Origin of the sequence: Kangiella sp., from assembly GCF_014762745.1 — a bacterium.
Lineage (GTDB): Bacteria > Pseudomonadota > Gammaproteobacteria > Enterobacterales > Kangiellaceae > Kangiella.
In genome coordinates, this window is record NZ_JABURJ010000052.1 from 1 (window position 1) to 12,418 (window position 12,418).

The 12,418-nt window shown below is 45.6% G+C and carries 11 protein-coding genes; 6 read left to right on the plus strand and 5 right to left on the minus strand.

The window, feature by feature from the left end:
• The first annotated feature begins 23 nt into the window (after nucleotides 1–23).
• From HUJ19_RS03600 to HUJ19_RS03615, 4 genes are all read left to right on the plus strand, one after another.
• Complete coding sequence (locus HUJ19_RS03600; RefSeq protein WP_290622304.1) at nucleotides 24–929, plus strand: transcriptional regulator GcvA; 906 nt, start codon at nucleotides 24–26, stop codon at nucleotides 927–929.
• 122 nt (nucleotides 930–1,051) lie between these two features.
• Nucleotides 1,052–1,432, plus strand: coding sequence for a MerR family transcriptional regulator (locus HUJ19_RS03605; protein WP_290622305.1), 381 nt, complete (start codon nucleotides 1,052–1,054; stop codon nucleotides 1,430–1,432).
• A 59-nt stretch (nucleotides 1,433–1,491) separates the two neighbouring features.
• Nucleotides 1,492–1,881: an organomercurial transporter MerC gene (gene merC, locus HUJ19_RS03610; RefSeq protein WP_290622306.1), complete on the plus strand. Its 390-nt coding sequence runs from the start codon at nucleotides 1,492–1,494 to the stop codon at nucleotides 1,879–1,881.
• Nucleotides 1,869–2,081, plus strand: a complete 213-nt coding sequence (locus HUJ19_RS03615) for a GDCCVxC domain-containing (seleno)protein (RefSeq protein ID WP_290622307.1) — start codon at nucleotides 1,869–1,871, stop codon at nucleotides 2,079–2,081. Before merC ends, HUJ19_RS03615 begins: the two co-directional genes overlap by 13 nt.
• Before the next feature lie 115 nt (nucleotides 2,082–2,196).
• Here the strand turns inward: HUJ19_RS03615 and HUJ19_RS03620 are convergent, their stop codons facing one another.
• On the minus strand, nucleotides 2,197–3,486 hold the full coding sequence (locus tag HUJ19_RS03620) for a Glu/Leu/Phe/Val dehydrogenase (RefSeq protein WP_290622308.1): 1,290 nt from the start codon (nucleotides 3,484–3,486) through the stop codon (nucleotides 2,197–2,199).
• Nucleotides 3,487–3,646: 160 nt separating this feature from the next.
• Between HUJ19_RS03620 and HUJ19_RS03625 the strand changes: the two genes are divergently transcribed.
• Nucleotides 3,647–4,456, plus strand: a complete 810-nt coding sequence (locus HUJ19_RS03625) for an SDR family oxidoreductase (protein WP_290622309.1) — start codon at nucleotides 3,647–3,649, stop codon at nucleotides 4,454–4,456.
• 23 nt (nucleotides 4,457–4,479) lie between these two features.
• Here HUJ19_RS03625 and HUJ19_RS03630 read toward each other — a convergent pair whose 3' ends face one another.
• The gene (locus HUJ19_RS03630; protein ID WP_290622310.1) at nucleotides 4,480–6,177 is read right to left on the minus strand and encodes a GGDEF domain-containing protein; all 1,698 of its coding nucleotides are present in this window, start codon (nucleotides 6,175–6,177) and stop codon (nucleotides 4,480–4,482) included.
• Between the two features lie 230 nt (nucleotides 6,178–6,407).
• A complete protein-coding gene (locus tag HUJ19_RS03635) occupies nucleotides 6,408–8,141 on the minus strand; it encodes a M28 family metallopeptidase (RefSeq protein ID WP_290622311.1) in 1,734 nt (577 codons plus the stop codon).
• A gap of 192 nt (nucleotides 8,142–8,333) precedes the next feature.
• Between HUJ19_RS03635 and HUJ19_RS03640 the strand changes: the two genes are divergently transcribed.
• Complete coding sequence (locus tag HUJ19_RS03640; protein WP_290622312.1) at nucleotides 8,334–10,757, plus strand: prolyl oligopeptidase family serine peptidase; 2,424 nt, start codon at nucleotides 8,334–8,336, stop codon at nucleotides 10,755–10,757.
• Between the two features lie 101 nt (nucleotides 10,758–10,858).
• On the opposite strand, the gene HUJ19_RS03645 is transcribed toward HUJ19_RS03640, so the two are convergent.
• Complete coding sequence (locus HUJ19_RS03645; protein WP_290622313.1) at nucleotides 10,859–11,746, minus strand: BPSS1780 family membrane protein; 888 nt, start codon at nucleotides 11,744–11,746, stop codon at nucleotides 10,859–10,861.
• A gap of 33 nt (nucleotides 11,747–11,779) precedes the next feature.
• A complete protein-coding gene (locus HUJ19_RS03650; RefSeq protein WP_290622314.1) occupies nucleotides 11,780–12,382 on the minus strand; it encodes a malonic semialdehyde reductase in 603 nt (200 codons plus the stop codon).
• Nucleotides 12,383–12,418: the final 36 nt, after the last annotated feature.

Genomic DNA, 12,418 nt, shown 5'->3' on the forward strand with positions numbered 1-12,418 from the left:
AAAAACTAATGCAAGGAGAGGCGATGTCTAGACGTTTACCACCGCTCAACAGTTTGCGTGCATTTGAAGCGGCTGCGCGACACCTGAGTTTTACCAAAGCTGCTGAAGAGTTATTTGTAACTCAGGCGGCAATTAGTCACCAAATCAAGGCCTTAGAAGACTTTTTGGGTGTGCAGTTATTTATTCGCAGAAACCGTAAGTTACTGCTAACTGACGAAGGGCAGCTCTATTGGCCGAAGATCCGCGATATTTTTGAGAAATTGGTTAATGCTACTGAGCAGGTTAAAGCTCAGGGTGCGACTGGATCCTTGACGGTTTGTGTTATTCCAACCTTTGCTACTTTATGGTTAATTCCTCGATTAGCCGAGTTTGGCGAGCTTCATCCTGAGATTGAGGTTCGTATCAAGGCATCTGATGTAGAAGTGGATTTTGTGCGAGAAGATATTGATATCGCCATTTATTACGGTAAAGGCGAATATGACGGTTTATGTTGCGATGTCCTGTTTGAAGAGCATTTGACACCGGTTTGTTCGCCAGACTTCCCGCAGAAGAAGAATTTAAAGACTCCAGAAGACTTAAAAAACGTCACATTACTGCATGATGCGAGCACAGAAGAATGGCGCACCTGGCTGAAAAGTGCAGAAGTGACAGGGGTTAACCTCGATCACGGCCCAGTGTTCAGCCACTCAGGCATGGTCTTGCAGGCAGCCCGCCACGGTCAGGGTATCGCCATGGGTCACAGCGTCTTGTCACAGATGGATATTGAAACCGGCCGCCTGATTGCCCCATTCGATATCGTGGTCGACAGTGGCTACTCATACGATCTTGTGTGCCCTGAAAACTCTTATGACCGCCCTAAAGTCGTTGCTTTCCGTGAGTGGTTACTCTCGAAGGTGAACGAAGATATGGATGATGATGTGATATTTTAACATTGCCAACTAGTACGCATTATTTAATGCCAATAGTCTTCAAACACAAAGTCCTGCAATTTGCAGGGCTTTGTGTTTATGTGATTACATAAAACCAGTATTAAACTAGTTTGGGCAAAGCTATGAGTACCATCGGTAAACTTGCAAACGAGCTGAATATTAACGTTGAAACAATACGTTATTACGAAAGACAGGGCTTAATTGAACAGCCAGTTAAACCAAAAACTGGTTATCGGGACTATACCGATGCTCATAAGAAACAACTGACATTTATTATCAACGCGAAAGCTCTGGGTTTTACACTTAACGAAATCCAAAGTTTACTTTTATTGAGTAATGATTGTGTCAAAGTAAGATCGCTGGGATTAAAAAAGCTTGCTGTGATCCGCCATAAAATCAAACGGTTACAGAAATTAGAAAAAGTCATTGTCGAGTTGACAAACTATTGCGAGCTCAATGAAGCTGTGAAACCTTGTCCTATTATTGATGCACTAAGTGATTGACTCCGTACTATACTACGGGCTGTAAACTGTCCATATCTCTTAACAAAGGTATGGTTGAAATGATTGGTAGATTTTTTGAAAAGTTTGGCTCGGCGGGTGTTTGGCTATCGGCTTTAAGCTGTCCTGCTTGTTTTCCCGCGCTTGGGGCTTTAGGGGCGGTACTTGGACTTGGTTTTCTGTCAGTATTTGAAGGCATTGCAATCAATTTCCTATTACCTATATTCGCTGGTTTAGCTCTATTAGCCAATAGTTATAACTGGTATCAGCATAAGCGAGTTTTTCGCGGAATTTTAAGCATCATAGGCCCAGTTTTAATTCTACTTACTCTTTATCCCTGGTGGCAGTATGGGTGGAGCACTTATGTTTTTTATAGCGCAATTGTTTTAATGATGATGGTGTCAATTTATGACTGGGTAAAACCGGCAGGGAGAGCAGTATGTCGAGTGTGATTCTGGAGTCGACAATTACCTGCCCTGAATGTGGTGGGAAAACTCAAGAAGTGATGCCAACCAATATGTGCCAGTGGTTTTATGAATGCCCCCACTGCAAAGCACTGCTAAAGCCATTAAAAGGGGATTGCTGTGTGTTTTGCTCATATGGCACCGTAAAGTGTCCACCGGTACAACAGGGTAGTTCTTGCTGTAAATAAGGAAGTTAAGTCAGCGTGATGGGGTATTGTGGTGAGAAAGTATGAATTAGATAGTGCCCCGGTCATTTTTGATGAATGACAGGGGCTTCAAGTAGATCTCGCTTACTTCCGGCTATTAGTCGCGGATAGAGAAATAATCCTGAGTACCGTGGGCTTCAATGGCTTCGCCTATTTTGCGCATGGCGTGTGTGTAGGCTGCATTTCTCATGCTGCGACCTTCGGACTGAGCCAGATCCCAGATTCGGTTGAAGCTTTCGGACATGATTTTTTCAAGTCTTTCGTGAACGGTGGTCAGATCCCAGGCGTATCCAGAGCGGTTCTGTACCCATTCAAAATAGGACACTGTGACACCGCCAGCGTTGGCCAGTACGTCCGGAATAACGTGAATACCTCGTTCGTGTAGTATGTCATCAACATCACTTAGGACTGGGCCGTTGGCTACTTCAACGATGTATTTTGCTTTAATGTTATCGATATTGTGGCCACCAATAACACCATCCAGCGCTGCTGGAATGAGAATATCCACATCAAGCTCCAGCAGCTCTTCATTGCTGATGGCTGTGTGTTCAACCTGTTCACATACCGAGTGAGTACAGTAAACCGCTTTAACCTGCTTGGTGGCCTGTTTTTCTTTGTAGATACTGGGCACGTCAAAGCCGTTACTGGAGAAGATGCCACCACGCGAATCGCTGATGGCAACAATCTTATAGCCCCGCTCGTGCAGTAGGCGAGCGGCATGGTATCCGCCATTACCAAAGCCTTGCACTGCTACGGTTATCTCTTCCGGCTTCCAGTTATGTTTTTTCTCAAGTTCCAGAATACACAGGTAGGCGCCACGACCAGTCGCATCATCACGGCCAACACTTCCGCCAAGACTTAAAGGCTTGCCAGTGATGACACCTGGTGCTTTTTTACGGGTGATGTATTCGTACTCATCCATCATCCAGCCCATGATGCGTTCATTGGTATAGACATCGGGAGCCGGGATATCCCGATCAGGGCTGATAACGTCAGCCATCTGGCGGACATAGGAGCGCGACAGGCGTTCAAGCTCCATGCGCGATAGCTTTTTCGGGTCAACCGTAACGCCACCTTTTCCGCCACCATAAGGCAGGCCAACCACCGCACATTTGATGGTCATCCATAAAGCCAATGCCTGAACTTCTTGTAAATTCACATCGGGGTGATAGCGAATACCGCCTTTGGTTGGGCCAAGCGCATTGTTATAACGGCAACGATAGGCAGTGAAATATTGGGTGGAACCGTCATCCATACGAACGGGCAAAGATGCGACCATGGTGCGCATGGGGTGCATAAGAGCTTCGATTACTTCATGATTGACACCGGCGCTTTCGCCGATTCGACGGACACGCGTAATCGCATCCTGATAGACCTGATCAGACATTGAAGATCCTATATTGGTTAAGTTATAGCTTAGAATTCCGTAAGTCAGGAGGTTATAGCACGTCAGAAAAGTGATGTGAAATTAGCCGCTCAAAAATCAGGAGTGGTCGGAGCTATCGTTTTTCGTTATAAAGAGTTATCAGTTTTCATTAGAGGTGGTTATGAGCAATAGCAGTAACTCTTCATTTCAGCACAAAACGGTCTGGGTAACGGGTGCTTCTTCTGGGATAGGCGAGGGACTGGCTTATGCGCTTGCCAAAAATGGTGCGCGTCTGATTTTATCGGCACGTCGTATGGATGAGCTGGAGAGAGTCAAAGCTAGTTGTGAACATTCTGATAGACATCACTGTGTTGAACTGGATCTGGCGCAGAGTGAACAGTTTGAATCGCTGGTATCGCAGGTCATTAATGAGTATGGCCCGATAGATATTCTGATCAATAATGCAGGCCTGAGCCAGCGTTCCAAAGTGTTGGAAACGGATCTGGCGGTGCATCGTCGCCTCATGGAAGTTAACTATTTTGGAACCGTGAAGCTGACTCAAAGTTTACTGCCTCATCTATTGGAGCGTAAGCAGGGTGGTGTGATTACCGTAAGCTCATTGGTTGGTAAGTTTACAACACCATTACGCTCGGCCTATGCCGCATCGAAACATGCCATCACCGCCTATATGGACAGCTTGCGGGCAGAGCTGCATGGTCTGGGCGTACAGTTCACCACTATCTATCCCGGCTTTATCAAAACCAATCTGACTTACAGGGCATTGCTGGCGGATGGCTCTGAGCAGAACAAAATGGATGATGCGCAGGAGCACGGCATGAGCCCTGAGGTCTGCGCCGAGAAGATTTTACAGGCCTGGCAAAAGGGCAAGGCCGAAGCTTTTATTGGCGGCAAGGAAACTTATGCGGTTTATATCAAACGCTTTTTTCCGAAACTGTTTGCGCGCATGGTGCGAACCGCAAAAGTCACCTGAACAGTAATACAAACAGGCCATGCTCAGATATGAATATGGCCTTTCTGTTTTACTTTGCCATGGACCAATATATCATCAGCCTGCTCGATCATTTGTAAAGCCGTGACCAGGTCGGATGCTTCCGCAACCATAGCCCCAATAGTAATACTGACCTCAATGGGTTCCTCATTCTTATCCATGACTGGTTGCGAAGTAATATTTTTATGGATTCTTTTGAGTAGTTGCGTGGCATCTTTTTTATCGGAAACTTCTGCCGCGACTATAAACTCATCTCCTCCATAACGCCCCAATAAGTCAAAGTCGCGCAAAGAAGCTCGGGTTCGACTTACGACTTCCTGTAATACCTGGTCGCCAACCAGATGATTATGCGCATCATTGATCTGCTTGAAATTATCAATATCAATCAGTGCGACTACAATTGACTGACCAGTGCGATGAATACGGTGAATTTCCTCAGCCAGCCGTTGCTCAAATGACGAACGGCGCAGGCAGTTGGTCAGATAGTCATAAGTGGCATGTCGATAATATAGCCAGTGCTTATGGATCAGAATAAAGGTGATGGCTATGAAGACGGTGATTAAGAATATCGGTGACAGTAAACCCGCGATGCCAGTTATGAATAATGGAACCAGCTGCTGGTCTATCGCGAAGTCAATGAGTACCGTAACGATATAGAGCGCCAAAACCTTGGTCATTAAACTGGCGTAGGGTAGTTTCTGTCGATTAGCCTGGTAGAAAATATAGAAGTAATAAGGCACCAGAATACAGACGCTGATCAGTTGGAGTATCAGTAACACATGATAAATCCAGTCAATCGGTAAAATAGTTACACAGATAATGCCTAGCAATAAAATAAGGCCTAGCACCCCTTTAATGAACCAGGGGATGCTTTGTTTAAAAAAACTGGAAACGAACAGGAAGAAGTTTACGGTCAAGAGAGCAAACAACAGCATATTAATGCGGAAGATACTGGTTAAGTTGATTCCGGAATCCAGCGCTGCCTGCGAGTAGGTCAGAAGGTAAACCGATTCAAACACACACAATACTGCAAACAACAAATTCTCTTTATGTTCCGGCTGAGCGAGATAGTAAAAAATTTGCACCGCTGAAATCAGCAGAATCATACCAATGAAAATCATTAGTAGCGACTCTTGGGTGGCTGTCTCTCGATAGATATTGTTTACAGTATCCAGTACAGGAGCTGCCACAACCATGCCACCGGGGCGTGCGTGGTTGTAAACTTTGATGACCAGCTCATTAGTTTGATCAAACCTGATAATACTTGAAGGAATGGCATAAAGGCGCTGGTAAAGCGTAGCTTTTTCAAAGTTAGGGGCGAACTGACCCGTTTCGCCAATCAGGTGTCCATTGATATAGGCTTTATCGGCATCGCGAATTTGCCGAATATAGACTGCCAGGGCCTGATGCTCTAACTTTTTCGAAATCGTAAACTGGGCACGGTAAAACACAAACCCATCAAGGCTGGGGAAAACATCCTCGATGGAACCTGGAGCATTTACAGTACGACAGTCAGACCGATTATTTTGCTCGGGAGAATAGCGACAGACCTGCCACTCACCTTCAAGAGTAAAAGGCGTTTGCTTGATGTTAAACGGAGTTGAGGGTGATCTTTTTGCAGAAGACAGCTCATCAGTAGCGCGCACCTGCGTTGGCAACACACTGAACAATAAAGCAAAAAGTATAAATAAAAAGCGAATCAAAAGCTCCTCCTTCATGAGCCGCAATGGTCAACAGACCCAATATTCCTTCAAACTAAAATCAGTAATAATGCTCGTTCTTTATACTTATGCAGTCACTATACCAGTTTATAGGTGCAGTGCTAGAGGTATGTGTAAGTTGAGAGAAAGGAGCAAGGAAAAGCCCTAAGCAAAAGACCTAAGAAAAAGCCCAGAGCATGTCTGGGCTTTTAGTGAGGGATATTGAATAGTGATTACTTTTTCATGCTTTCGTCACGAATGGCTTTGAATTCGGTGCCTTCGTTCCAGTTTGGATAGTCGTCACTGTTGCTAAGCAGGTAGCCTGCTTCGAAGAAAACTTTGACATCATCCAAAGCGGCTTCCCAGACCCAGTTTTCCTGGTATTCGTCACAGGCCTGGTGATAGCACTCGCCACGTTTAGCGTTGTGTTTTTCAATCAGTGCCATGTCCTGGTCTTCGCGGTATTCAGTGCCACCACCTGCGTAGATCGCTGGAACACCTAGTTTAGCTAAACTGAAATGATCGGAACGATAGTAACCGCCTCGTTCTGGGCTGGCTTCAGCGACCAGTGCACGCCCCTGACGTTCGGCAGCTTTGGCAACATAGTTTTCCATTTCGGATTTACCGAAACCGACAACTGTTAAGTCTTTAACACGCCCACTGATGTTCATGCTGTCGATGTTGAAGGCACCTACAATCTTATTCATGGGCACGGTTGGGTTGGCAGCGTAATATTTAGAACCAAGCAGGCCTTGTTCTTCGGCGGTGACCGCAATAAAGGTTACGCTGCGCTCAGGTCTTTCAGGAAGTGCCATGAAAGCTTGAGCAATGCTGATGATACCTGCAGTACCTGTCGCGTTATCTACTGCACCATTGAAGACTTGGTCGCCTTCAAGGTGTGGATTCATACCCAGGTGATCCCAGTGCGCCATGTAGACTACATGCTCATCTGGCTTACTTTTACCGGGAATGGTGGCAATCACGTTTGGTGATTCAGACTTAGAAATGGTGTTACGGACAGTGACAGATGCTGTCGCGTTAATTGGCATTGGTTTGAAGTCAGGTTTGAGTGCCGCTTCCTGCAGTTCCGCAAGATTGAGTCCAGCCTGGCTGAACAGATTTTGCGCCTGGTCATAGGTAATCCACATTTCTACATCAAGCTTTGGTTCGTCGCCAGCATCGGCCAAGTGGTACTGTGGGCCTGACCAGCTGTTGGATACCACGTTCCAGCCATAAGAAGCGGGTGCTGTGTCGTGAATAACAATAGCGCCAGCGGCTCCCTGACGAGCTGCTTCTTCGTATTTGTAGGTCCAACGACCATAATAGGTCATGGCCTTACCTTCAAAAACTTCAGGATCCTGAGTGTGGAAGCCCGGGTCATTAACCAGAATCACAGCTGTTTTGCCTTCCATATCAAGGCCTTCATAGTCATTCCAGTTATATTCTGGAGCGACAATTCCGAAGCCAACAAATACCAGCTCCGACTTGTCCAGGCTGATGGTGTCGACCAATTTGCTGCTATTGGCAACAAAGTCTTCTGGGAATTTCAGGGTGTTGTCGCCCAGTTGCAGTTCCATATTGGCATCGGCTTCGATGCTGGTTAATGGAACTTGCTGTAGATAGCTGTCACCGTTGCCTGGCTCCAGGCCCAGCTTTTTAAATTCACTGGCAAGAAACTCAACGGTTTTACGGCCACCTTCTGTTGCAGGGCTACGACCTTGGAAATCGTCGGTGGACATGAATTTTACGCGCTCTTTATATTGCTCGAGGTCAATATTGTCATAAGCGGTTAAGAAGCTGTTTTTTGGCTTGCTACTGCTTTGTGCCTGTTCGGTTTTAGGGCTATCAGAAGCGACCTGAGCTTTTGCCTGCTCAGCGACTTCGGGCTGTGCTGATTCCTGTTGCTTGTCATCGCAAGCAGTCAGAAACAAAGCAGCTAAAGATAGAGTGATTAGGGATTTTTTCATTATCTGGTCCTACTCTTCGAGCTGTTATCGGTTTAAAAGTGCGCTTCATATTACCCATGCTGTTCGATTAACTCAACTTGAAGCCGTATAGGTGCTGGTAAATTAACGCTCCGTTACACTCGAAAACTTGACTGGCTGGCGCGGCTCGGTAAGCTAGTTGCACTTGTATTTGTAGTCCAGAGAGTCATTTCAATGAAAAAAAACCTTTTGAGCCAACGGCTTATCAAGCCATTTCTTGTCAAATCAATGTTAGGTTGCGCATTAGCATTCACTGCCGCCATTCAGGCGCAACCCTTAACCCTGAATAAAGTTATGTCCGATCCGGACTGGATTGGTAATGCTCCCGAGAATGCTTACTGGCATTCAGATGGTCAGAGTATTTATTACCAGCAGAAAATTGTTGGCAATAAGGAAAAGGCCTGGTATCAGCTGGATCTGGCCAGCAAAGAAGCCAGGAAATTAAGCGACAAGGAGCTAGTTGAGCGTGATGGTGACAATGGTGTTTTAAGTCCGAACAAGTTGCTGAAAGCTTATAATCTTCAAGGCGACCTCTATGTTCGTTATATGGAAACCGGCGAGGTTCGCCAGTTAACCAAAACTCTGGCCAATGAGGGTCAGCCAATATTTATTGGTAATCAAAGTGTCGCTTATCGTGAAGGCAACAGTTTTTATAGTATTAATCTAAACGATGGCTTGATCAGTCATATCGTGGATGTTCGTCTGGAAGATGATCCTGATGAGGAAGAAGATAAAAGTTATCTGGAAGAACAACAGGCACGTTATTTTGACTATATTCGCCAACAGCAGGAGCAGCGCGAACATGACAAAAAGCGTAAGCAGCAGATTGCACAAAGCTCTGACAGAGATGCGCCGCAACCCTGGTATCTTGGAAAGGACAAAGAAATTCATACTCTGAGCCTGTCGCCGAATGGTCGTTATGTGATTGTTGGAACTTATGATTCGTCAGACGAAAAAGGTAAAGCCGACAATATGCCGCGCTTTGTGACAGAGGATGGTTACGTTAAAAATGAAGAGGTCAGGGCGTTAGTGGGTACTGATGAACCTCGTCACGAAACACTTCACCTACTTGATTTACAAACAGGAAAGCAGACCGAGCTAAGCTACCGAGGTCTACCTTATATCGAAGATGACCCACTGGCAGATATCAAACGCGATACCGCACGCAAGCTTGATAAAGACTATGAGCCACATGAGGGTATTCGCAGCGTGTCTTTGTTTGATTGGATTCCAAGCCGTGGCATTCAATGGTCTCCAGACGGTAGTAATGCGTTAATCATGTTGTATTCAGCAGATAACAAGGATCGCTGGATTGCGACTATCGACTTTGAGGATAAAGAGTTAGATAACCAGCACTACATGCGTGATAAGGCATGGGTTAACGACTGGAACTTTAATGACTTCGGCTGGATTGATAATAAAACGATTTATTACACCTCTGAAGAAACTGGATTTAGCCACCTGTATACCAAGGCTCTTAATCGAGGTGATGATGCGTTGACTCGCGGTCGCTATGTCGTGGACTCGGTAACTTTGTCGCCCGATAAGAAATACTTCTACTATCGTGCCAATAAAAAACATCCGGGCATTTTTGAGGTTTATCGAGTAGCCATTGATGGTGGTGATTCACAGCCAGTCACCAATCTGGGCGGCTTGAATGATTATGTGTTATCGCCAGATGGCTCTCAGTTGATTATTGAGCATTCGGAAGCCTTAAAACCAAAAGATTTGTATCTAACGGCAGCGACCGGTGGAGAGGTTGTTCAGTTGACCGATACGGTTTCTGATGAGTTTAAGTCAATTAACTGGACACAGCCTGAGTATGTTGAGATTCCTTCGCGTGAAGCAGATATGCCAATCCATGCGCGCCTCTATAAACCAGCTGATTTTGATGCGGAACGTGAGCAGCCATACCCCGCCGTAATTTTCATTCATGGCGCTGGTTATTTACAGAATGCCCATCAGGGTTGGTCAAACTACTTCCGTGAATTCATGTTTCACAGCTTCTTGAACCAGCAGGGCTATGTGGTGTTGGATATTGATTATCGCGGTTCAGCCAATTACGGACGCGACTGGCGTACCGCCATTTACCGCCAGATGGGCAACCCGGAAGTTGTGGACTTACAGGATGGGGCTAACTGGATGGCCAATAACGTCAATGTCGATCGCAGCAAGGTGGGTATCTATGGTGGCTCTTATGGCGGCTTCCTGACTTTCATGGCTCTGTTCACAGCTCCAGACGAGTTTGCTGCTGGTGCTTCGCTACGTCCAGTAACTGACTGGGCTCACTATAATCATCCCTATACCTCAAATATTTTGAATACTCCAGAGGTGGATCCGGTTGCTTATGAGCGTAGCTCTCCGATTGAATTTGCAGAGGGTTTGAATAAACCACTGTTGATTGCACATGGCATGGTGGACGATAACGTATTCTTCAAAGACACTGTTCGCCTGGTACAGCGTTTGATTGAACTGGAAAAGACCGAATATTTCGAAACAGCGATTTATCCGATCGAGCCGCATGGTTTTACCGAGCCATCCAGCTGGCTGGATGAATACAAACGGATTTACTTCCTGTTTGAGCGTCACTTGAAATAAAAATGTGCTGTATAAAAAGAAGGCTTCCGATTGGAAGCCTTCTTTTATGGTTCGTTGACTAGTGCAACTCGCCCCTCAATTAGGAACATTCAACTTTGAAACTATAAAGTGTTCTGCGATTTCTTAACATCACCTAAATAGATTTCACGGTAAGACATATAGCCAATACCTACCATTACGGGCATCAGCACTGCGGTTAGCAATGTGCTGAGCAATAATTCTGCAGCAACTGGTGGCAGGATAGCTGATAAAAGTGCGCCAGCTATCATTGCAATCAAACCTACAGCGATACCCAGGCCTATCAATACCAGTACCAGAACGATCATGGGTAGCAAGTTTTTGATACCACCAATAAAGCTATTTAACAGTGCTGACATTGGATTTTGTTGCTGGAACAAAATCAGGTTGGGTGCAAACCAGTTGGCCAGGGAGAGAGCAATAAAAGCCAGGAAAATCCATAGTAGATAGGGGCCAATCAGTTCAGCAAAGGCTTTCATTTCAGCTTCCATTGCAGCCTGATCTGTACCTGCCTGTAGTGTTGCCCAGTCAATCGCCGTCAGGCTTTCTGTGCCGATGGAGCTGATAAATAGATAAACCACAACTGCGCCAAGAACTGCAAATATGCCGCAATAAATTAACAACCCAAATTTACGGGCGTGGTTAAAACCCTCAAAAAACTGCAGTGGAGTAATCTCTCCTGTTTTTTGCTGAACCTTGCTTGCTCCGAGGTAGCCTCCGGCCAGAAAGAGTGGGTTCAGGATCAATATCAGCATCGCAATGGCTGCGCCCAAAAGGGGCAAAATGGTGGTGATGATGCTGTATATCAGACCAGCTAGGAACCACTTGCCAAAATGCGGGACAAAAATTTCAGATAGTGAGCGTTCAACCCAGTGATAACCGCGGCCAGGCGATACAACCTGAGCCTGGCCATTGTGTGGTTGTGGTGTCTGTTCTTCATCTACATGAATAAACTCGTCGTTCTTATCCATTGTATTTCCTTGTTATATCAGATGATTGAGTCATTATAGGATGGTATTGGCTTCATCAAAGTCCAGGCGTGGACTGCGTGGGAACAGGTTTTCCTCAGTGCCGTAGCCTAAGTTGCATAGGAAGTTTACTTTGATACTGCTATCAGCAAAGAAGGTTTCATTAACCATTTTCTGATTGAAGCCAGACATTGGACCGCAGTCCAAACCTAGTGCACGCGCAGCCAGAATGAAGTAACCACCTTGCAGTGAGCTGTTACGGAATGCTGTGGACTCAATAAATTTCTCTTTGCCGACAAACCAGCTTTTCGCATCAGTGTGCGGGAATAGTTTAGGAAGTTTTTCGTAGAATTCCATATCCATACCGATGATGGCGCAAACTGGCGCTGACATGGTTTTTTCTAGATTACCTTCGCTCAGACAAGGTTTTAATTTCTCTTTAGCTTCTTTGCTTTTTACGAAAACAACACGCATTGGACAGCAGTTTGCCGAAGTTGGCCCCATTTTCACAAGGTCATGCAATTTATGCAGAAGCTCATCGGGCACCTCTTTATCTTGCCAGGCGTTGTAGGTGCGCGCTTCTAAAAACAATGTATCTAAAGCTTGCTGAGAAAGTGGCTCGGTAATATTTCGTGACATAAAATCCTCTTGATTTGCTGTGTTTAGGGTGCATTT

Bases quoted from the DNA above. Each gene is read 5' to 3' on its own strand.
- HUJ19_RS03635 (WP_290622311.1), bottom strand. From the start codon at position 8,141: ATGAAAAAATCCCTAATCACTCTATCTTTAGCTGCTTTGTTTCTGACT.
- merC (WP_290622306.1), top strand. From the start codon at position 1,492: ATGATTGGTAGATTTTTTGAAAAGTTTGGCTCGGCGGGTGTTTGGCTA.
- HUJ19_RS03625 (WP_290622309.1), top strand. From the start codon at position 3,647: ATGAGCAATAGCAGTAACTCTTCATTTCAGCACAAAACGGTCTGGGTA.
- HUJ19_RS03645 (WP_290622313.1), bottom strand. From the start codon at position 11,746: ATGGATAAGAACGACGAGTTTATTCATGTAGATGAAGAACAGACACCA.
- HUJ19_RS03600 (WP_290622304.1), top strand. From the start codon at position 24: ATGTCTAGACGTTTACCACCGCTCAACAGTTTGCGTGCATTTGAAGCG.
- HUJ19_RS03620 (WP_290622308.1), bottom strand. From the start codon at position 3,486: ATGTCTGATCAGGTCTATCAGGATGCGATTACGCGTGTCCGTCGAATC.
- HUJ19_RS03640 (WP_290622312.1), top strand. From the start codon at position 8,334: ATGAAAAAAAACCTTTTGAGCCAACGGCTTATCAAGCCATTTCTTGTC.
- HUJ19_RS03605 (WP_290622305.1), top strand. From the start codon at position 1,052: ATGAGTACCATCGGTAAACTTGCAAACGAGCTGAATATTAACGTTGAA.
- HUJ19_RS03615 (WP_290622307.1), top strand. From the start codon at position 1,869: ATGTCGAGTGTGATTCTGGAGTCGACAATTACCTGCCCTGAATGTGGT.
- HUJ19_RS03650 (WP_290622314.1), bottom strand. From the start codon at position 12,382: ATGTCACGAAATATTACCGAGCCACTTTCTCAGCAAGCTTTAGATACA.